Source organism: Rhizobium sp. UGM030330-04, from assembly GCF_003208455.1.
Lineage (GTDB): Bacteria > Pseudomonadota > Alphaproteobacteria > Rhizobiales > Rhizobiaceae > Agrobacterium > Agrobacterium rhizogenes_A.
Map to the genome: position 1 here is coordinate 1 of NZ_QKML01000014.1, position 20,852 is coordinate 20,852.

At 59.8% G+C, this 20,852-nt stretch carries 20 protein-coding genes; 14 read left to right on the plus strand and 6 right to left on the minus strand.

What is annotated here, in order from left to right:
• The 3 genes from N434_RS20025 to N434_RS20035 form a co-directional block, all read right to left on the minus strand.
• On the minus strand, positions 1–389 hold a 389-nt coding region (locus tag N434_RS20025), incomplete at its 3' end, for a carbohydrate ABC transporter permease (RefSeq protein WP_146227673.1).
• A gap of 123 nt (positions 390–512) precedes the next feature.
• Positions 513–1,790: a D-tagatose-bisphosphate aldolase, class II, non-catalytic subunit gene (locus tag N434_RS20030; RefSeq protein ID WP_110760029.1), complete on the minus strand. Its 1,278-nt coding sequence runs from the start codon at positions 1,788–1,790 to the stop codon at positions 513–515.
• The gene (locus tag N434_RS20035; protein WP_181424030.1) at positions 1,787–2,794 is read right to left on the minus strand and encodes a tagatose kinase; all 1,008 of its coding nucleotides are present in this window, start codon (positions 2,792–2,794) and stop codon (positions 1,787–1,789) included. Before N434_RS20035 ends, N434_RS20030 begins: the two co-directional genes overlap by 4 nt.
• A gap of 302 nt (positions 2,795–3,096) precedes the next feature.
• On the opposite strand from N434_RS20035, the gene N434_RS20040 reads away from it, so the two are divergent.
• The 10 genes from N434_RS20040 to N434_RS20090 all read left to right on the plus strand — a co-directional run bounded on the left by N434_RS20040 (position 3,097) and on the right by N434_RS20090 (position 13,456).
• The gene (locus N434_RS20040; protein WP_181424031.1) at positions 3,097–4,410 is read left to right on the plus strand and encodes an ABC transporter substrate-binding protein; all 1,314 of its coding nucleotides are present in this window, start codon (positions 3,097–3,099) and stop codon (positions 4,408–4,410) included.
• Between the two features lie 263 nt (positions 4,411–4,673).
• Complete coding sequence (locus N434_RS20050) at positions 4,674–5,444, plus strand: galactitol 2-dehydrogenase (RefSeq protein WP_110760030.1); 771 nt, start codon at positions 4,674–4,676, stop codon at positions 5,442–5,444.
• A gap of 16 nt (positions 5,445–5,460) precedes the next feature.
• Positions 5,461–6,471, plus strand: a complete 1,011-nt coding sequence (locus N434_RS20055; protein ID WP_110760031.1) for a D-altritol 5-dehydrogenase — start codon at positions 5,461–5,463, stop codon at positions 6,469–6,471.
• 114 nt (positions 6,472–6,585) lie between these two features.
• Positions 6,586–7,599, plus strand: a complete 1,014-nt coding sequence (locus N434_RS20060) for a LacI family DNA-binding transcriptional regulator (protein WP_048902871.1) — start codon at positions 6,586–6,588, stop codon at positions 7,597–7,599.
• A gap of 262 nt (positions 7,600–7,861) precedes the next feature.
• Positions 7,862–9,220, plus strand: a complete 1,359-nt coding sequence (locus tag N434_RS20065; RefSeq protein WP_065116564.1) for an NAD(P)H-dependent oxidoreductase — start codon at positions 7,862–7,864, stop codon at positions 9,218–9,220.
• A gap of 17 nt (positions 9,221–9,237) precedes the next feature.
• Entirely contained in the window at positions 9,238–9,540 is a 303-nt protein-coding gene (locus N434_RS20070; RefSeq protein WP_110760033.1) for a putative quinol monooxygenase, read from the plus strand.
• A gap of 12 nt (positions 9,541–9,552) precedes the next feature.
• The gene (locus N434_RS20075) at positions 9,553–10,479 is read left to right on the plus strand and encodes an NAD(P)-dependent oxidoreductase (RefSeq protein ID WP_110760127.1); all 927 of its coding nucleotides are present in this window, start codon (positions 9,553–9,555) and stop codon (positions 10,477–10,479) included.
• 100 nt (positions 10,480–10,579) lie between these two features.
• Positions 10,580–11,575, plus strand: coding sequence for a DctP family TRAP transporter solute-binding subunit (locus N434_RS20080; RefSeq protein ID WP_065116546.1), 996 nt, complete (start codon positions 10,580–10,582; stop codon positions 11,573–11,575).
• 55 nt (positions 11,576–11,630) lie between these two features.
• Positions 11,631–12,179, plus strand: a complete 549-nt coding sequence (locus N434_RS20085; RefSeq protein ID WP_110760034.1) for a TRAP transporter small permease — start codon at positions 11,631–11,633, stop codon at positions 12,177–12,179.
• Positions 12,176–13,456, plus strand: a complete 1,281-nt coding sequence (locus N434_RS20090) for a TRAP transporter large permease (protein ID WP_110760035.1) — start codon at positions 12,176–12,178, stop codon at positions 13,454–13,456. Before N434_RS20085 ends, N434_RS20090 begins: the two co-directional genes overlap by 4 nt.
• Before the next feature lie 24 nt (positions 13,457–13,480).
• Here the strand turns inward: N434_RS20090 and N434_RS20095 are convergent, their stop codons facing one another.
• Positions 13,481–14,377: a LysR substrate-binding domain-containing protein gene (locus tag N434_RS20095; RefSeq protein ID WP_065656179.1), complete on the minus strand. Its 897-nt coding sequence runs from the start codon at positions 14,375–14,377 to the stop codon at positions 13,481–13,483.
• 85 nt (positions 14,378–14,462) lie between these two features.
• Positions 14,463–15,665, minus strand: a complete 1,203-nt coding sequence (locus N434_RS20100; protein WP_110760036.1) for an MFS transporter — start codon at positions 15,663–15,665, stop codon at positions 14,463–14,465.
• A gap of 123 nt (positions 15,666–15,788) precedes the next feature.
• Between N434_RS20100 and N434_RS20105 the strand changes: the two genes are divergently transcribed.
• On the plus strand, positions 15,789–16,643 hold the full coding sequence (locus tag N434_RS20105) for an AraC family transcriptional regulator (RefSeq protein ID WP_080837053.1): 855 nt from the start codon (positions 15,789–15,791) through the stop codon (positions 16,641–16,643).
• Here the strand turns inward: N434_RS20105 and N434_RS20110 are convergent.
• A complete protein-coding gene (locus N434_RS20110) occupies positions 16,640–17,530 on the minus strand; it encodes a helix-turn-helix domain-containing protein (protein WP_065116541.1) in 891 nt (296 codons plus the stop codon). The two genes, N434_RS20105 and N434_RS20110, sit on opposite strands and share 4 nt — an antisense overlap.
• Before the next feature lie 92 nt (positions 17,531–17,622).
• Between N434_RS20110 and N434_RS20115 the strand changes: the two genes are divergently transcribed.
• The 3 genes from N434_RS20115 (at position 17,623) to N434_RS20125 (ending at position 20,844) form a co-directional block, all read left to right on the plus strand.
• Complete coding sequence (locus N434_RS20115; protein ID WP_110760037.1) at positions 17,623–18,894, plus strand: ABC transporter substrate-binding protein; 1,272 nt, start codon at positions 17,623–17,625, stop codon at positions 18,892–18,894.
• 256 nt (positions 18,895–19,150) lie between these two features.
• Complete coding sequence (locus N434_RS20120; RefSeq protein WP_065656190.1) at positions 19,151–20,011, plus strand: carbohydrate ABC transporter permease; 861 nt, start codon at positions 19,151–19,153, stop codon at positions 20,009–20,011.
• A complete protein-coding gene (locus tag N434_RS20125; protein WP_110760038.1) occupies positions 20,008–20,844 on the plus strand; it encodes a carbohydrate ABC transporter permease in 837 nt (278 codons plus the stop codon). Before N434_RS20120 ends, N434_RS20125 begins: the two co-directional genes overlap by 4 nt.
• The last annotated feature ends 8 nt before the right edge of the window (positions 20,845–20,852 follow it).

Below are 20,852 nucleotides of genomic sequence, written 5' to 3' on the forward strand. Positions count from 1 at the left end.
GGATGCATGATCATGTTCTTCCACACCAATGCGGCCACCGGCGGCATGACGAAGAACGGCGAGATGATCATGATGCGGACGATGCCCTGGCCGAAAATGTCATTGTCGAGCAGGAGCGCAATGGCGATGCCGCCGATGACGGTGATCGCAAGCACGCCGCCGACGATCAAAAGCGTGTTCCAGATCGACTGGAAGAAGGCCGGGTCAGTGTAGAAATACTGGTAATTGAACAGGCCGGCAAAGCTGACATTGGCCGGGTTGAGGAGATTGTAGTTCTGGAACGAGAACCACAGCGTCATCGCCAGGGGCACGATCATCCACACCAGCAATAACAGCACCGATGGCGCAAGCATCACCCGCGCCAGACCGCTCGTGTTTCGAGTTGCCATTAGTCGTCCTCCCTCACGGATACAGTTATAAGTTTGAGCGGGACTTCAGATGAAACCGCTCACACTTCCCCCATTTCGCTCCGGCGGCCTCTGCCGCAGGGGCATCCGGATTTATGATTGCCGTCAGTGGCGGCCTTCGCCCGTCGCCGCGTGATAGGTCGCCAGAACCTGATCCACAGCCGCGATCAAAATCTCTTCCGCGTCTTCGCCCGCAACTGTGGCGAGCGGTAATTCGCCGAGATACTGGCGCAGCAGGGTTTCGGGAATTGTCTTCCCATCCAGCGCCTTATGCAAGGCGGAAACGGCCTGCAACGCTTCCGGCCGTGTCCAGTAATAACGGATGCGGTCGCTGTAACTATAGTGGCGCTGCAATCGCAGCGTGATGTCGTCGCCATGGTAATGGCCCTGCCAGTCGCCCGGCGCGCTCAACATCAGTTTTTCCATGGTCCGCGCCAGCGGCCGGTCGCCATAGGTGCCGACCATTTCGGATGCGATCATATCAAGCGCATAAAGCGCTTCCCGGTAAGCGAAGGTGAGGCCCGGACCCACCTTGAGGATCGGATATCCGTCGCGCACCAGTGCGGCAAGGGCAGGTTCGGTCTGGTAATCGGTGGAATGGGCCTCGAACACCAGCTGCGGTTCGCCGTCCAGAACGGCGCTCAGCGCTTCCGCGGCCTGCGGATCATAAGCGACGACATTGTCGCTGCCGAATTCCACGCCCGGCTGCACGACGAAAGCGATGACCCGTTCGAAGGCTTGTGAAAGACCGTGCTGCGCGAATATCTCGCGGTGAAGGTCGATGGTGTTGCGCGCTGCCTGCGGCTGCGTTGGCGCAACCGTGTCGAGCACATGGTCGGCACCACCTGGCACCGGCACTTCGGTGCCGAGAATATAAAGCGGTTTGGGCAGGCCGGCATCGGTGGCGGCCTTTTCGGCAACGGCGGCAAGTTTGGCGGCGCGGTTGGCGATGGTGACGTCATCCAGCGCCGCCGGTTCACCGGCGCAGCCCATCGAGGCATCGAGATGGATCTTGTGGAAACCCGCCGTCACATAGGCCTCGACCATGGCGGCGGCTTTTGTCAGAGCCTCTTCGGCCTTCTCCCTGCGCCAGGGGTTGGGGCCGAGATGATCACCGCCGAAAATCAGGAGTTCGCCGGGTAATCCTTCTTCCGCCGCGATGCCGTTGACGAAGGCAACAAAATCACGGGGCGTCATGCCGGTATAACCACCGAGATGGTTGACCTGATTGCAGGTCGCCTCGATCAGAACGGCTGTCTTGCTGGCGGCGGCGCGGCGGATCGCGGCGCGCAGGACGACGGGGTGGGCCGAACAGACGGACGTGATGCCCGCGGGTTTGCCGGCGCGGCGGGCGGCGGCGAGATTTTCCAGAATGGCGGTCATAGGACGTCCTCCGACAATTGCGCGGCCATGAAGGCATCGAGTTCGGCAAGGCTGGCAGCGCCCTCCATCGGGCCGCGCCTGATGACGTTGTGGGCACCCGATGCATTGGCGTAAGCGAGCGCTTTTGCCGGGTGCATGCCGAGGCGGCGGCAGGTGAGGTAGGTTGCGCCGAAACAGTCGCCGGCACCGGTCGGGTCGATTTCCTCCACCTTCAGGCCGGGGGCGTCGATGCGCCCATGGGCGCGGCTGAAATGGCTTGCGCCCTTCGCGCCGCGTTTCAGCACGATTTCGCCGACACCGGAGGCGAGCAGCTTTTCTATCGCGGCATCCTCATCGTCCAGTCCGGAAGCGGCCTGAAGTTCCTCGCCTGACGGCAGCAGGAGATCGGTGACGGCAAGCAGATCGTCGATCAGCCTGCGGCCTTCGTCTCCCTGCGCCAGTTCCTTGCGGATGTTCGGATCGAAAGACACCGAACCGCCGCGTGCCCTGACATGTCCGATCGCCGCCAGAATGATGTCGCCAATGCCGGCAATCGCAAAAGCCGATCCCATGACGTGCACATGGCCGGCTTTTTCGATGAGCGCCTGCGCCTCATCCGTCATCTGCGTTTCGCTGGCCGCCGAATGGGCGATGTTGAAAACGAAGTCGCGCGCGCCGTTCTCACGGTAGCGCACGAAGGCGCTGCCGGTCGGGCGATCTGGAATGGTGGCGATGGCCGAGACATCGACGCCGTCGCGGCGCAGCCTTTCGACGTTGAGGCGGCCGAAATCGTCGTCACCGACTGCGGCAATGATGCCGGCGGTTCCGCCGCACCGCGCCACCTGATCGATGAAGATGGCCGGTGCGCCGCTCGGGAAAGGGCCGATCAGCGTTTGCGGCTCGAGAAAGCCGTTTCCCACCGTCGTCGCCATGATCTCCACGAGGATTTCGCCGGCCGTGATGGTCGGGCCCTGGGTCTGCGGCGCCAGTGTAGATGCCTGCCTCATCGTCTCCTCCATAAGCATGTGCTGCCGTCCTGCCGGGCAGGTGCATTTCCAGTCTGTTATTTTCTCGGATATCAGTTAAAGTTTACGCGCGTCAAGATATTAATGGATGAAATATCTGCTGCAATGCAGCAAGGGAAATGCGCGAAATAATAAATTATTAAGTGAATATACCGGTGTAAACAAGGATTTATGCGGGTTTCGGGCGGTTTGGCTGCGCGGTGATTTATTTTTGGATGTTGACAATGGATGCGATTTCGCGAGATAAAAAATTTACGCATGTATTGTTATGCGTGGACATCCGTAAAGGAGGAGCGGGTATCATGAGCAAATTCATTGGAATTCTGTCGTCGTCTGTGGTTGGGGCCGGGCTTCTGGCCGGGCTGGCGCAGGCGGAAGAGATCAACATCGCCACCGTCAACAATGGCGACATGATCATCATGCAGAAGCTTTCCAGCGCCTGGGAGAAGGAAACAGGCAACAAGATCAACTGGATCGTTCTGGAAGAGAATGTTCTGCGCGAACGCGTCACCACCGACATCGCCACCAATGGCGGCCAGTTCGACATCATGACCATTGGCGGTTACGAAGCGCCGATCTGGGGCAAGCAGGGCTGGCTGGCGCCCGTCGACGATCTCGGCGACGATTATGACTATGCCGATCTGCTCGACCCGATCAAAAAGGGCCTGACGGTGGATGGCAAGCTTTACGCCGTGCCGTTCTACACCGAAAGCTCGTTCACGCTTTACCGCAAGGATCTGTTCGACGCCGCCGGCCTGAAGATGCCCGACAATCCGACCTACGACCAGATCAAGGATTTCGCCACCAAGCTGACCGACAAGTCGAAACAGCAATATGGCATATGCCTGCGCGGCAAGCCGGGCTGGGGCGAAAACATGGCCTTCCTCGGCACCATGATCAATACCTATGGCGGCCGCTGGTTCGACATGGACTGGAAACCGCAGCTGACGAGCGAGCCTTGGAAAAAGGCGATTGCGGATTATGTGGCGCTGATGACCTCCTACGGCCCGCCCGGTGCGGCCGCCAACGGCTTCAACGAAAACCAGACGCTGTTTTCATCCGGCCGTTGCGCCATGTGGATCGACGCCACCTCGGCGGCGGGCCGCGTTTATGACCCCAAGCAGAGCCAGGTTGCCGACAAGACCGCGTTTACGCGTGCTCCGGTCGAGGTAACGCCGAACGGTTCGAGCTGGTCGTGGTCCTGGAACCTTGCAATCCCAAACAGCACGAAGAAGCTTGAAACCGCCAAGTCCTTCGTCAAATGGGCGACTTCGAAAAACTATGTGAAGACGGTTGGTGAAAGCGAGGGCTGGGTGGCCGTGCCGCCGGGCACGCGCAAATCCACCTATGAGCTGCCGGAATACAAGAAGGCTGCGCCTTTCGCGGATACGGTGCTGAAGGCGATCATGTCTGCCGATCCGTCCAAGCCGACCAAGGATCCGGTGCCCTATACCGGTGTGCAGTTCGTCGCCATACCGGAATTCCAGTCCATCGGTACGGTTGTCGGCCAGCAGATCGCGGCAGCCCTTTCCGGCCAGCAGACCGTCGATGCGGCGCTCGAAGGCGCGCAGAAACAGGTCGAACGTGACATGACCCGCGCGGGCTACATCAAGTAGCCGCGTCCTCCCGGCGTGCCGCCCGTTCGCCTTCTGGTGGCGGGCGGCATGGGTGGGGATCGAGGGCCAGTTCTTCCCTCATTCCTGTGCTTGTCACAGGAATCCAGTCAGCCCACGTCTTTGGGCTGGAAGGACTTTCTCGCCGCGTGAGAGCCGCGTCGGCTGGATTCCTGTGACAAGCACAGGAATGAGGGGAGTGAGGAAAAGCATCGAACAACAAACGAGCATGGCCAATTGACCCGCCATGCATCACGGAGATCGACATGAGATTGAACAACAAGGTTGCGCTGATCACCGGCGCTGCCCGCGGTATCGGCCTTGGTTTTGCGCAGGCTTTCGCCGATGAGGGCGCAAAGGTCATCATCGCCGATATCGATATTGGCCGGGCCACGGCGTCTGCCGCCGCCATCGGCCCTTCGGCGAAGGCGGTGCGGCTGGATGTTACCGACCTCGCTCAGATCAATGCGGTGGTGAAGGCGGTGGATGAGGAGTTCGGCGGCATCGATATTCTCGTCAACAATGCCGCGATCTTCGATATGGCGCCGATCAACGGCATTACCGAAGAGAGCTATGAGCGGGTGTTCGACATCAATCTCAAGGGCCCGCTGTTCATGATGAAGGCCGTCTCCAACGTCATGATCGAGCGGGCGCGCGGCGGCAAGATCATCAATATGGCAAGCCAGGCCGGCCGGCGCGGCGAGGCGCTGGTGACGCTTTATTGCGCCTCCAAGGCGGCGATCATTTCCGCCACGCAGTCGGCGGCGCTGGCGCTCGTCAAGCACGGCATCAATGTCAACGCCATTGCGCCGGGTGTGGTGGATGGTGAGCATTGGGAAGTGGTCGATGCGCATTTCGCCAAATGGGAAGGCTTGAAGCCCGGCGAGAAGAAGGCGGCGGTGGCCAAATCCGTGCCGATCGGCCGTTTCGCCACGCCTGACGATATCAAGGGGCTGGCGGTTTTCCTCGCCTCCGCCGACAGCGATTATATTCTCGCCCAGACATACAATGTCGACGGCGGCAACTGGATGAGCTGAAAAGCCGGAGATGACCATGCATGCCATTCAATTCGTCGAGAAGGGACGCGCCGTGCTGGCGGAACTCCCCGTCGCCGATCTGCCGCCGGGTCATGCGCTCGTGCGGGTCAAGGCTTCGGGGCTTTGCCACACCGATATAGACGTGCTGCATGCGCGTTATGGTGACGGCGCGTTTCCCGTTATCCCCGGCCATGAATATGCCGGTGAAGTTGCAGCCGTGGCTTCCGATGTGACAGGCTTCAGGGCTGGCGACCGTGTGGCCGTCGATCCCAATCTGCCCTGCGGCACCTGCGCCAGCTGCAGGAAGGGGCTGGCCAACCTTTGCAGCACGCTTAAGGCCTATGGCGTTTCCCACAATGGCGGCTTTGCCGAATTCAGTGTGGTGCGCGCGGATCACCTGCACGGCATCGGTTCGATGCCCTATCATGTCGCGGCACTTGCCGAACCGCTCGCCTGCGTCGTCAATGGCATGCAGAGCGCTGGTATCGGTGAGAGTGGCGTGGTGCCGGAAAGTGCGCTTGTGTTCGGCGCCGGTCCCATCGGCCTGCTGCTTGCCCTGTCGCTGAAAGCACGCGGCATTCAGACAGTAACGATGGCCGATATCAATGAAAGCAGACTGGCCTTTGCAGAAAGCCTCGGACTGAAGGTGGCGGTTTCCGGCTCGGAGGCGCTCGTGCGGCAGCAGAAGTCTTTCGATTTTGTGGCCGATGCGACGGGTATTGCCGCCGTTGCCGAAGCGATGATCCCGCTGGTTGCGGATGGCGGCACCGCGCTGTTTTTCGGCGTCTGCGCGCCGGATGCCCGCATTTCGGTGGCGCCTTTCGAAATCTTCCGGCGTCAGCTGAAGCTTGTCGGCTCACATTCTCTGAACCGCAACATACCGCAGGCGCTTGCCATTCTGGAGACGGATGGCGATGTCATGGCGCGGCTGGTGTCGCACCGGCTGCCGCTTTCGGAAATGCTGCCGTTCTTTACGAAAAAACCGTCTGATCCGGCGACGATGAAAGTGCAGTTTACGGCCGAATGATCGTTTGGCCGTTGATAACCATTCGACCGGCTTTTCGTGCGAAGGCCGGTCGATATAGAGTACCACATGTAATATTTCATGGGGGCAAGCACTTTGGCCAAATCTATCAGGACGATGGAAGAATTTTCGGAATTCGTCGGCCTTTCCCGCCCGACTGTTTCGAAATACTTCAATGATCCGGCCTCGGTCCGCAAGAAGACGCGGGACACCATCGAGGATGCGCTGAAGAAATCGGGCTTCCGGCCGAATATCTTCGCCGTCAACCTCAACCGCCGCCGTTCCAATATCATCGGCATCATCATTCCGAACTCCACCGATCCGTTCTACATGGCGCTGACGAGCCGCATCGAACTCATCGCCAACGAGGCGGGGTTCCTCGCCTTCGTGCTATCGTCGGATGGCAAGGCAGAAATCGAGGACCGGGCGATCCGCACCTTCAAGTCGATGAATGTGGCGGGCGCCATCATCGCGCCGCTCGGCGTCAAATCCCATCGCGCCACGCTGGAGCAGCTCGCGGCCAGCATTCCGATCGTTTATGTCGATTCGCCGCTGGATGAGACTTCGGCCTTTGTCGGCACGGACAACCGCCAGAGTGTCGGGCTGATGGTGGATTATCTCTGCCGTTCGGGCGAACCGCCCTGTTTCTTCGATATGCCGCAGGTCAATACCAACGCTGCGACACGCCGCACGGCCTATGAGGAAGCGATGCAGCGTCTGGGCTTCGAGCCGCATGTCATTGATGTTCCCGGCATCGTCACTTGGGATTTCGAGCGTTTCGCCTTTGATGAGGCGAGCAGGCTGCTGGATGGGGCAGGGCATTTGCCATCCCGCACCATTTTATGCGCCAATGACCGTATCGCCTTCGGCGTCATCGCCGCCGCCTTCCAGAAGGGCATCAAGGTTGGCCATGGCTCCGACTACGACCTCAGGGTTGCCGGCCATGACGACCATCCGCTGTCGCGTTATGCCTGCCCGCCGATTACCACGGTGGCGCAGAATTATAACGAGATCGGCAGGCTTTCGATCGAGCTTCTGCTGCAGAAGCTGGATGATGAGACGGATGACACGACGCGGATGCGTGAACGTATCCTGCTCAGCGCCGATCTGATGCTGCGCAAATCGGCCTGATGGCTTGTTAGATAAACTAAACGAAAAATCTGATTTTCTAAATAGAACTAATATCTGAACGCTCCTACTCTGGTCTCAAGGTTGCTTTGGGAGGCGACCGCGAGAGCCGGCGCAAAGGCGTGCCGGGATCCGGGAGGAACGCAGAAACGTCATGTGGCCAGCGCCGCGAGGGGTGAACCTTCGCAGCCTCGGTATCGCATGGCCTTCGCCGGGCAGACTGGACATTCTCGCCAGCAATTTCCCCAGCGAAGGATGTCAAAACATGAATCTCTATTCTCTTCTGTCAGCGCGTGCAGCCGGCGGCAAACCTGTCCGGGTTGGTCTCATCGGCGCCGGCAAGTTCGGCTCCATGGTGCTGGCGCAGGCGCAGCGCATCGCCGGTTTCCACATGGTCGCCGTAGCAGACCTCAATGTCGGCAAGGCAAGGGAATCGTTTGACCGCGTCGGCTGGCCGAAGGAGCGTTACGACGCGACGAGCTGCGCCGATGCGCTGAAGAGCGGCAAGACCTATGTGACCGACGATGTGAACGAGCTTTTCGCCTGCGGCGAGATCGAATGCGTGATCGAAGCGACCGGCCATCCGCTGGCCGGCGCGCGCCATGCACTGGGCGCCATCGAGCACAACAAGCACGTCGTCATGGTCAATGTCGAAGCCGACGTCATGGTCGGGCCGATCCTTGCTGAAAAGGCGCGGGCGAAGGGCCTGATCTATTCCATGGCTTACGGCGACCAGCCGGCGCTGATCTGCGAGCTGGTCGACTGGGCGCGCGCCACCGGCTTCGAGGTCGTTTCCGCCGGCAAGGGCATGAATTTCGAGCCGCGTTACCGTTATTCGACGCCGGACACGGTCTGGGGTTATTTCGGCTGGACCGACGAGGAAGTGGCCAAGGGCGACTTCAATCCGAAAATGTACAATTCCTTCACCGACGGCACCAAGGCGGCCATCGAAATGGCGGCCGTCGCCAATGGCACGGGGCTGGATTGCCCGGATGACGGTCTGGCCTTTCCGCCCGCCGGCCTGCACGATCTCGCCCGCGTCTTCCGCCCCGCTGCCGATGGCGGCCGTATGTCGCGCTCCGGTCTGGTCGATATTGCCGCGAGCCAGGAGCCGGATGGACGCGAGGTGTTCAACAACATTCGTTACGGCGTTTTCGTCACCTTCAAGGCGCATAATGAATATGCCCGCGCCTGCTTCAAGCAATATGGCCTGCTGACTGATCCCTCCGGCTGGTACGCCTCCATGTGGCGTCCATTCCACATCATCGGGCTGGAAACCTCGATCAGCGTGCTTTCCGCCGTGCTGCGCAACGAAGCGACCGGTTGCTCCAGGGAGTTCCGCGGCGATGCGGTGGCGACCGCGAAGAAGGATATGCAGCCCGGCGAGATGCTCGACGGCGAGGGCGGTTACGCGGTCTGGGCAAACGCCATTCCCGCCACCCGTAGCCTCGACATCAAGGCACTGCCGATCGGCCTTGCCCATAATGTCAAGCTGAAGCGCGCCATCAAGAAAGACCAGATCGTCAGCTTCGACGATGTGGAACTGGTCAATGATCTGGATGTGGTGAAGCTGCGCCAGGACATGGAAAACCAGTTCCGTCCGCAAAAGGACGCCGCGGCGTAATGGACGGGAGAGAGGACATGTCGAAGGGAGCTTTCGTGGTGATCGCAGAATTTCGGGTGAAGCCCGACGCGATGGGCGCCTTTCTCGATGCGGCGCGCGATGACGCCAGGCATTCGGTTCAGGATGAACCGGGCTGCCGGCAATTCGATGTGGTGCGGCCGGAAACTGGAAACAATGTGGTGTTCTACGAGGTCTATGACGACAGACAGGCTTTCGACGACCATCTGAAAACACCACATCTCGACCGGTTTCGGGAAGCATTTCCCGCCCTCATCGAAGAAGAACTGCCGGTGCGTTTCCTGAACCGGCAATGGCTCTGAAAGATGGAAACGATGGCTGACATTCGCCGGATCGCCGTTATCGGAACGGGTATCATGGGCGCTCCGATGGCGGGGCGTCTGGCGGAGGCCGGGTTTTCCGTCAAAGCCTGGAACCGCAGCGCTGAAAAAGCTGCGGCTCTGGCGGCAAAGGGCGTGCAGCCGACGTCCACGGCCGCAGAAGCTGCGGCCGAAGCCGATGTCGTCATCTGCATGCTGAGTTCCGCGCCGGTCTGCAACGAGGTTCTGCTCGGTGCCTCGGGTGTCGTTTCCACCATGAAGCCCGGTGCTATTCTGCTGATGATGAGTTCCATCCCGGTCGACAGCGCACGGGAACAGGCGGAGGTGGCCAAGGCTTATGGCGTCGCTTATGTCGACGCACCGGTTTCCGGCGGTGAAAAAGGGGCGATCGAGGGAATGCTCGCCATCATGGCCGGCGGTGAGCAGCGGGATGTGGATGCATTGCGGCCACTCCTCAATTGCCTTGGCCGCGTCACCCATGTCGGGCCGGTGGGCTGCGGCTCACTGGCCAAGCTTGCCAACCAGCTGATCGTCGCCTCGACAATCTGCGCTGTCGCCGAGGCTCTCACCCTCGTTGAAGCCGGGGGAGCCGACCCGGCTCAGGTGCGCCAGGCTTTGCTGGGCGGTTTTGCCGAATCCACCGTCTTCCGCCAGCACGGCAAACGCACGGTGGAGGGCGATTTCCGCCCCGGCGGCCCGGCGAAATACCAGGTGAAGGATACGTCCACGGCGCTGGCTTTCGCCGAAAGCCGTGGCCTGAAATTACCGGTCGGCGAGGAGGTTGACCGGCTGTTCCGCTCCATGGTCGAGCATGGCGCGGGCGAGCTTGATCACAGCGGTGTGATCCTTGAGATTAAGCGCATGAATGCGTTCGGAGGAACGCTCGAAACTGTCCAGAGCATTTCCAGTAAAAGTGCGTAGCGGTTTTACGTCCGGATAATGCGCTAAAACAAAGAGATAGAGCACGTCCAAAGATTCCGTTTTAACCGGACGTGCTTCATAGATAACAAGGGAGGAACACATGAAAATTTCGAAACTTTACGGGCTGGCTCTCGCCGCCACCATGCTGGTCGCATCCATCGCGCAGGCTGAAACGCTGACGCTTTCGACGCCGGATCCGGACAATTCCGAAATTACGCTGGCTGCCAACAAGTTCGCGGAGCTGGTGTCGGCAAAAACGAATGGCGAAGTTACCGTGAAGGTTTTCCCGAACGGCTCGCTTTATGGCGGCGATCCGTCGGGCGCGGTCAAACAGCTGGCTGGTGGATCGCTCGACATGCTGCTTCTGGCGACATCGCTTTACGCGAATTTCGATCCGCGTTTTTCGGCGATCTCCATTCCCTATCTGTTTGACGATGAAGAACAGCTTCGCACCTATCTGGAAGGTGAGCAGGGCAAGGAACTGAGTGCCGGGCTGGAAAAGATCGGCATCAAGGCGGTCGACCTCTGGCCGCGCCCCTTCCGCCAGATGACCAATTCCAAGCGCCCCATAACCTCTCCAGATGATCTGCGCGGTTTGAAGTTCCGGGTGCCGAACAATCCGCTCTGGGTGGAATTCTTCAAGAAGATGGGCGCCGCACCAACTCCGCTTGCTTTTGCCGAGGTCTATAATGCCCTGCAGCTGAAAGTTGTCGATGGCCAGGAAAACCCGATCAATGTGCCGCTATCTGCAAAATTCTACGAGGTTCAGAAATACGTCTCGATCACCAACCACATGGGTGACGGCTGGGTTCTGGGCATCAGCCCCGCCAAGTTCAACGCCCTGAGCGACGCGCACAAGGCAGCCGTCGAGGCGGCGGCCAAGGAAGCGGAAGTGTGGAAGGTGCAAAACGACGCCTCGACCGCGGAAACGACGATCGCCGAACTGCAAAAACATGGCATGGAGGTCAATCGCCTGACGCCCGAGCAGCAGAAGGCGTTTGTGGAGGTGTCCAAGGGCCTCTATCCCGTCTTTGCCGGGCTGGTGAAGGATCAGGCTTTCTTCGACAAGACGATTGCCGCTGTCGGCAAGAAATAAGGCAATCAGGTCTTCCGGATCGGCGCGCAGCCGGTCCGGTCGGGAGGACAGGTTTATGGACGAAACGTCATCATTTTTCGGCAGGGTCATCAGATTGGCGACCGACGTGCTGGCCGGTCTGGCCGCTGTCGGGGTTCTGGCCGTCGTGCTTTTGCAGGTATCGACCCGTATGTGGGGAACTCCGGTTTCCTGGACCGAGGAAGCGACACGGTATCTTTTCATATGGATGGTATTTCTGGGGGTGGCGGGCAGTTTCCGCACCGCCGACATGGCGCGGGTAACGGTGTTCATTGCGCTGATGCCAGCCTTCGTGCGGCGCCTCGCGCTGCCCATTTACGTTCTGTCGTCAGTCGTCTTTTTCGGCCTGATGATCTGGACGGGCTGGACGCTGGTGCGCCAGCAATATGTAATGAATGAAGCCGCCGCGACACTTGCCACGCCCATGTGGATGATCGGCGTCATCATTCCGCTCAGCGCGGCTCTCGGCATTGCCGCCATCGTGGAATCCCTGCGTCAATATCGCGACCGCATCGAGCTGCCGGAAGGCCTGCAGCCTCTCGCGGATGCCGATCTGGTTGTTGGAAATATGGAGAAACGGCCATGAGCCTGACGCTGCTTGGACTTTTCCTTCTTATGAGCGCCTTCGGGGTTCCGCTCGCCGTCGCACTTGGTCTGGCCAGCCTGGCCTCCATCGCGCTTTATACATCGATGCCGATGGATCTTCTGGCGCAGACCATGTTTTCGGGCATGAACTCCTTCCTTCTCGTCGCGGTGCCGCTTTTCATTCTGGTCGGTGTCCTGATGGAACGGGGCAGGGTTGCCGAACGGCTGTTTGACTTTGCCGAGGCGATCGTCGGCTGGCTTCCTGGCGGTCTCGGCCACGTCAATGTCGCCTCGTCGGTAATTTTCGGCGGTGTCTCCGGTTCGTCCGTTGCCGATATCGCCTCGATCGGCGCCATCGAAATCAAGGCCATGGAGCGTCACGGTTTTCCGAAGGGCTATGCTGTCGGCCTGACGCTCTGCACCTCCACGCTTTCGTCCATCATCCCGCCGTCGATCCTCATCGTCATCGCCGGCTCGGTGGCGAATGCCTCCATCGGAACCCTGCTCGTGGCCGGGCTGGTGCCGGGATTGTTCCTCGCCTTCGTCTTCATGGTGTTCAATCACATCTATGCGGTGCGTAACGGGTTTAATCCACCCACGCCGTTCAATGTCCGGCGCGTGGTAACGACGGGTCTTGCGGCCATCCTGCCGATGCTGACACCGGTGATCCTGCTGATCGGTATTGTCGACGGTTATTTCACGCCGACGGAAGCGGCCGGCATCGCCGTTGTCTACACGCTGTTTCTGGCCGTCATACTTTACCGCACGATCCCGGTTTCGGCGCTGCTCGGAATATTCATGGAAACGGCGAGGACCTCCGGCTCGATCCTGTTCATCGCCGCGACGGCGAAACTGGCGGCCTGGGTCTTCACCTTTGACGGCCTGCCGGCGCAGGTTGCGGTTTTCCTTGGCCATATCAGCACCGGGCCGACCATGGCGATGGTTCTGATCTTCCTGTTCCTCATCGTCGTCGGCATGTTCATGGATGCGATTGCCGCCATGTTCATTCTGATCCCCGTGCTTATGCCTCCGGCCGTCTCGCTCGGGGTCGATCCGATCCACTTTCTGATCGTCATGGTCATCACCCTCACGCTCGGGCTTGTCACACCTCCGGTCGGTGTATGCCTGTTTGCGGTGGCGCAGGTGGCGAAAATGTCGATCGAGGATGTGATCAAGGGATCGCTTGCGCCTATGTCCATCCTTGTCGCCGCGATTTTCGCTCTGGTGTTGTTGCCGGACCTGACACTGGCGCCAATCAGGCTGATGGGGCTTTATTGACGCGCAAACGGATTGCCTGAAACCTCAGACAACGCGGCGGGCTTGCCACTCGTCGCGTTGTTTTCGCATCCACTCCAGAAACAGCATGACTTTTCTCTGCCGCAGATGGGAATGCGGGCAAACGATCCATTGGGTGACGAGCTTGATGCGCGGCGCGTCCGTCACGGCCGGCACCAGCATTTTGTCCTGCAGCTCCCGCTCCATCATCAAGGTGCTTTCCAGCGCCACGCCAATGCCGAGAACGGCGGCATCGATGGCCATGTGGCTGCGGTCGAACAGGACCCGCCGCCAGCGCTTCTCAGCCGTGACACCGGCCAGAGGGAACCAGTGGTTCCATTGCGCCTGCGCCTTCACCGAATGGATCAGCCGCTGGTTCTGCAATTCCTCGGGCAGAAATTTACCGGCACCCTTATAATTCGGCGAACAGACCGGCAGGAATTCCTCCTCCACCAGCCCTTCCACGAAGAGGCCCGGCCAGCGGCCATCGCCATGGCGCAGCTCTATATCGACAAGTTCCTGCGAAAAATCGGTGGGCTCGTTGGTGCCGTCCAGGCGCACTTCCAGTTCCGGATGTTCCTCCAGAAACGAGCCGAGACGCGGCAGCAGCCATTTGTTGGAGATGGTCGGCGTCGCCCGGATCGTCAGCGTTGTGACCGAGCGGAAGCCGCGAATACTGTCGGTGGCGTCTGATATCTGCTCGATCTGGGCCGTGATCATCGAGAAATAGCGCTCGCCCGCTTCCGTCAACGTCACCTTGCGGCCGGTTCGCGCCATCAGGGTCGTGCCGAGCTGGCCTTCCAGCAACTGTATCTGCTGGGAAACGGCCGAAGGCGTCACACTTAACTCTTCCGCCGCCCGGGAAATGCTGCCCGCCCTTGCCGCGGCGTGGAAAACGAGGATCGATTTTATCGGGATTTGCATGGGTAGGGCTTTGCTCAACGGAATACGGCGGTCCCCTGAGTATCACAGGTGACCGCCGTGTTGAAAAGCGTTGAACGCGAGGCTTTTAGCGGTGGCTCGGCAGTTTGGGCAGGAACACCGTGAGCAGGCCGAGCAGCGGCATGTAGGAGCAGACGCGGTAGACGAATTCGATGCCTTCCTTATCCGCATAAACACCCAGAACCGCAGCGCCGATGCCGCCGAAACCGAAGGCGAAACCGAAGAACATGCCGGCGATGAGGCCGACGCGGCCCGGCACCAGTTCCTGCGCGAACACGACGATGGCCGAGAAAGCGGAGGAGAACACGAAGCCGATGACGACGACGAGAATGGCCGTCCAGAACAGGTTCGCATAGGGCAGCAGCAGCGCGAAGGGAATGACGCCGAGGATCGAGAACCAGATGACGACGCGCGAGCCGAAACGGTCGCCGATCGGGCCGCCGAAGAACACGCCCAGTGCCGAAGCGCCGAGGAAGAGGAACAGCAGAACCTGCGCGTCCTGAACACCAAGACCGAACTTGTCGATGGTGTAGAAGGTGAAGTAGCTGGACAGGCTGGCGAGATAGGCATTCTTGGTGGCGGTCAGAACCACCAGCACCAGAAGCGTCATCATGACAGTGCCACGCGCAAGGGGAAGCGTGCGGCTGGCCGGCGCCTTGCCGACCGTTGCGCGGCGGTGGCGGGTGTACCAGACGCCAACCCAGGAAAGCACGCCAAAACCGACGAGCGCGATCAGCGAGAACCAGCTGAGGCTCGTCTGGCCGAGCGGGATGACGATGAAGGCGGCGAGCAGCGGGCCGATGGCCGTGCCGGTATTGCCGCCCACCTGGAAGAAGGACTGCGCCAGACCATGACGGCCGCCAGATGCGAGACGCGCAACGCGGGAGGCTTCCGGATGGAAGATCGCCGAACCGATGCCGATGAGGCAGGCGCCGATCACCAGAACCTCGAAACTATGGGCAAAAGCAAGCGTGATGAGGCCGGCGCAGGTGGACAGCATGGCGACGGGCAGGGAGAACGGCATGGGCCAGCGATCCGTCACCATGCCGACAACCGGCTGCAGCAGCGAGGCGGTGACCTGAAAGGCGAAGGTAAGCAGGCCGATCTGCATGAAATCGAGCGCGTAATTCGCCTTCAGCAGCGGATAAAGCGACGTCAGCAGCGATTGCATGATGTCGTTCAGCATGTGGCAGAAGCTGGCGGCTGCGATGATCGAAAACGCCGTGCGTTGCGGATTGAAGCTGTTGCCGGCGCTGGTAACAGTGGCCATGATGAAGTCCTCTCGGGTTCCCGGCGGAAGACGGGAAACATGTCTTTATTTCTTCCCGCTTTTATTCATATTGTTTCTGGCCTGCATTTGTGTTCTGGACGATTTTCTTTGTGAGTGGGCCAAATGGCAAAAATCAAATCGCGGCAGCCTTCAGGACTGACGCATGATGAGCATGAACGCAGTCTGAAATTGATCGACGGCACCAATGAGCCGGTGCTGGCGCTTTGCCGCGTTTACCCCACCGGGCACCGGACGCCGCCCCACAGTCATAGCCGCGTGCAGATATGGTGCGCCCGTCAGGGCGTCGTGCTTGTCAGCACTGCGGATGGTCGCTGGATGATACCGCCCGGTCATGGATTGCTCATACCCGCCGGGCTGCAACATGAGGCGGAAACCATCTCGACGGTGGAGATGCATTCGATCTACGTCCATCCGGACCTGTTTCATGCGGGCGCACCGCGCGTGGTGGAAATAACCGATCTCGCCTCCAGCCTGATTTCGGAATTGCTGGGTGAGGAACACCAGCCGACGGCCTTTCACCGGCAGGGCCTTGTGCGGGCGCTGTTGCTGGACGAGGTCAACCGCCTGCCGGAAAGGCCGCTCGGACTGCCTTTTCCAGATAATCAGCGTCTGGCGGCGCTGTGCCGCGATTTCCTGAAAAAGCCGGTGGCGCGGGTGGAGATCGACGACTGGGCGGCGGCCATGGGCATCAGCCGCCGCTCGTTTACGCGGCTGTTCCGCAAGGAACTGGGGTTGAGTTTCGTCACCTGGCGCCAGCAGGCCTGTATCTTCGCCTCCCTGCCAAGGCTGGCAGCCGGCGAAGCGGTGACGAATGTGGCGCTGGATGCCGGTTATGAAAACATACCGGCTTTCACCACCATGTTCCGGCGAATGCTGGGCAGTTCACCAAGGGCCTATCGGCAGGCGGCGCGGCAGCGCAGCGCTGCTTTTTCCGATTTTGAAGAGATCGAAGGTTAAGCCGCAGTCGCCCGCATGTCGCGGCGGAAATCGGAAGGCGACATGCCTGATATCTGGCGGAACGCCTTGTTGAAGGCGCTGACAGAGCCGAAGCCGCTTTCCATGGCGATCTGCAGGATATTGTCCTTGCCGGTCATCAGCATCGCCTGCGCGCGGGAAAGCCGCAGCAGGGTCAGATATTTGATCAGCGTCATGCCGGTGGATTTGCGGAACAGGTTCATCGCATATTTCGGATGCAGCGATGCGGCACGGGCAATCTCCGTCGCGTCGATATCGTCGAGAAAATTGGCGGCGATGAAGTCGCACATGCGCACCACGCCGATGGAGGGCGCCATGCCCTCGTCATCCTCCCTGCGTTTGCCATTGGCGGCGGATGATATGACGGAGTAGGGTTCAAGGAACATCCGCTCGACCCTGAGCAGCAATTCCTCCACCGCGTGCTGGGCTTTTGCCTGTTCGCCCGAAGTGACGTAACGGAACCAGCGGCCAAAATTCTCCGCATCTGCCCGGTCGGTCTCAGCGCTCACCATCGTAGCACCACCCATCAGCAGACTGGAGACGGTGGGGGGCAGCCGCATGCGGAAGAAGTGCACCAGTGGCAGATGTGCGCCGGCGTAAAAGGAATCGTCGGAGGAGTGGTCCATCTGGTGCGGCTGGCCACCCCAGAAGATGCACATCTGGCCGGCATCGAGCGAGAGCTCGTGATCGCCCATGCGATAATGCACTGATCCCGACATCACGTAATTCACTTCCACCTGCGCGTGCCAGTGGGGCCTGAGCATGATGGGCGGATGATTGTGAAAAAGCTGCAGCGTTGTCGGCATGCCTTCGATGCTGCTTGCACCCGGCTGGTAGAAGGCTCTTTCAGCAATCTTACTTTCCGCCAAATCGATGTTCCCTTTTTACGAGACAGATTTCCTGCCGCCGGTAATGTGCCCATGTTCGCTGAAGAACGGCAATTGAAAAAGGGAGGTTTTCAATGTGCTTGAAATTTCTTGGCGCGTCTACGGCCATGCTGCTTCTCGCAGCCCCGGCTTTCGCGCAAACAGAAACCGTCACCATCTGGAGCTGGAACGTCGCGGCTTCCGCGCTGAAATCCACGGTAGAGGGCTTCAACAAGCAGAATCCGGATATCAAGATCGTCGTTGAAGACCTTGGAAACAATCAGGTTTTTGACAAGACGCTGGCTGCCTGCGCAGCCGGGGGCGATGGTCTTCCTGATATCGTCACCATTGAAAACTTCGAGGCGGAACTGTTCTGGAGCCGTTTCCCCGATTGTTTCGCCAATCTGACCGAGCTTGGCTATACGCCTGAGAAACAGGCGCTTTTCCCTGATTTCAAGCGCACGGAACTGGAGGTTGACGGCGTCGCCTATGCGGTTCCGTGGGATTCCGGTCCGGTGGCGGTGTTTTATCGCCGCGACTTCTATGAGAAGGCAGGCGTTGATCCGGCCACCATCAAAAGCTGGGATGATTTCATCGCCGCCGGCAAGAAGGTCATGGCCGCCAATCCCGGCACCGTCATGGCGCAGGCCGATTTCAACGGCGATAGCGAATGGTTTCGCATGATCGCCAATGAGCAGGGATGCGGTTACTTTTCGACTGATGGCCAGAACATCACCATCAACCAGCCTGCCTGTGTCGCGACCCTTGAAAAGGTCAAGGAAATGAAGGACGCCGGCATCATCACGGCGGCGATCTGGGATGAGAAAATCCAGGCCAATACCGCCGGCAAGGCAGCAAGCCAGATGTATGGTGCCTGGTATGAAGGTACGGTTCGTTCCGGCTCTCCTGATCTTTCCGGCAAATGGGGCGTCTATCTGATGCCGAGCCTGACGGCGGATGGTCCGCATGCGGCCAATCTCGGCGGTTCGTCGCTGGCGATCAGCTCGACATCCGAACACAAGGAGGCGGCGTGGAAATATATCGACTACGCGCTGACCACCAATGAAGGCCAGGTGACGATGCTGAAATCCTTCGGCCTCGTTCCCTCGCTGCTGTCCGCCATCGATGATCCCTTCGTCAAGGAAAAGCAGGCCTATTGGGGCGGGCAGGCGGTATGGACCGATATTCTGGCCACCCTGCCGAAGATCGTGCCGAGCCGCGGCACGGCGTTCCAGTCGGATGCGGATGCGATCTACAAGGCGACGCAGACGAAATATTTCGCCGGCGGTTATCCCGATGCGAAAGCAGCGCTTGATGATGCGGCCAAGCAGATCGAAACGGCGACGGGGCTGCCCGTCGCGCAGTAAGCCGGCGGTTAGGACCGAGCGGGTGCCACAAGTTTCTTCTCCCCGAGGGGGAGAAGTCCGCGGCAGCGGGATGAGGGGGCGAGGGTAGCGATATCCGGAGAGCCAGCCCCCTCATCCGACCCTTCGGGCCACCTTCTCCCCCTCGGGGAGAAGAAATAGGCCGCACCGTTTTGCAAAGGCATTCCCCACATAGGGGCGCGCTCTTTCTGAAGCTTTTCCATTTATCCGGCCCATCGTCCGGCATATGGAGGTCGTCATGCCGTCCAGGAACAGGATCGCTTATGCGTTCCTTGCGCCCTATCTCCTGATTTTCGCCACCTTCTGGGTCTGGCCGATCATCAGCTCGTTCATGCTGTCGTTCCAGAACACACGGATCAATCCGTGGCGGTTTGCGCCTTCCATGAACTGGGGGCGGCTGGTTTCCGATCCGGCCTTTTATAATGCGCTTTATAATACGCTGATCATTCTGGTCATTCAGGTGCCCGTGATGATCGCGCTCGCCACCGTCATGGCGGTGCTGTTGAATTCACCGCTCCTGAAGGCGCGGCCGCTTTATCGTTTTGCCTTTTTTGCGCCTGTCGTCGTTGGCGAGGTGGCCTATGCGGCTGTCTTCCGGCTGATGTTCAGCGCCGATTTCGGCATCATCAACAAGCTCATCACCTCCGTCGGACTTTCGCCCGTCTCGTGGTTCGACAATGCCAATGCGGCCATGGCGCTGGTCATCATCGCGGTGACCTGGCGCTGGGCGGGTTATAACGCCATCATCATTCTGGCCGGGCTGCAATCGATCCCTGGCGATGTCTATGAAGCGGCGACACTGGACAAGGTGAGTAAGCGCCAGCAGTTCTTTTATATCACCCTGCCGTTGCTTAAACCCATCATCCTGTTCTGTGTCGTGCTCTCGGTCATCGGCACCATGCAGCTGTTTGCCGAACCCTTCCTCATCACCAACAGGGGCGGGCCGGGCGGTGGCACGGAGACGCTGGGGCTGTTCCTTTATCGCCAGGGCTTCACCTCACTCAATTTCGGTTATGCCTCGGCCATTGCCTACACCATGGCGGCGCTCGCCATCGCCATTTCGCTGCTTAATCTCTGGGTCGGGAGGGAGCCGAAATGAGATCGAAATCGAGATCGCTTTTCTGGCAGAAGATCGCGCTGCATGCGACGCTGACGCCGCTTGCCATCATCTGGCTGTTTCCGCTGTGGATGATGTTCGTGTTTTCGACCATGCCGGATTACGGCATTTTCAGCCCGGACATTGTTCTGGTGCCATCCACCAATTTCGTCGAGAATTTCAACAATCTGCAGGCGGATACCAATTTCCTCAGGGCCATGTTCATCTCGATCACCGTCGCCGTCATTTACACCGTGCTTTCGGTGTTCCTGACGTCGATGGCCGGCTGGGCGCTGGCGCGTTATCGTTTTGCCGGACGCGGGGTGGTGATCGCCATCATTCTCGGCACCATCACTTTGCCTTTCGCCGTCGTCGTCATTCCGCAATTCATCATGGTGGCGCGGGAATTCAAGCTTGCCAACACCTGGGTGGCGCTGATCGTGCCGCCGCTGTTCAACTCGCTCGGCGTGCTGTTCATGCGGCAATCCTTCTCGATGATACCGACGGAACTTTTCGACGCGGCACGGGTGGAGGGCGTCAAGGAATGGCAGATCTTCCTGCGTATCGCCCTGCCATTGGCGCGACCCACCATGGCGGCGCTGTCGATCATTCTCTTCCTGGCCTCGTGGAACAATTACCTCTGGCCGCTTCTCATCAATTCCCGCCCAGGAATGATGACCGCACCCGTGGCCCTTGGCACCCTCATCGGGCTCACCAAAGTGTCATGGGGCGGCATCATGGCCGGCGCGGTGCTGCTCACCGCACCCATTCTCGTGGTTTTCGTGGCTTTGCAGCGTCACTTCATCGCCGGCATTTCCGCCGGGGCAGTCAAGTAAGGGGGCCG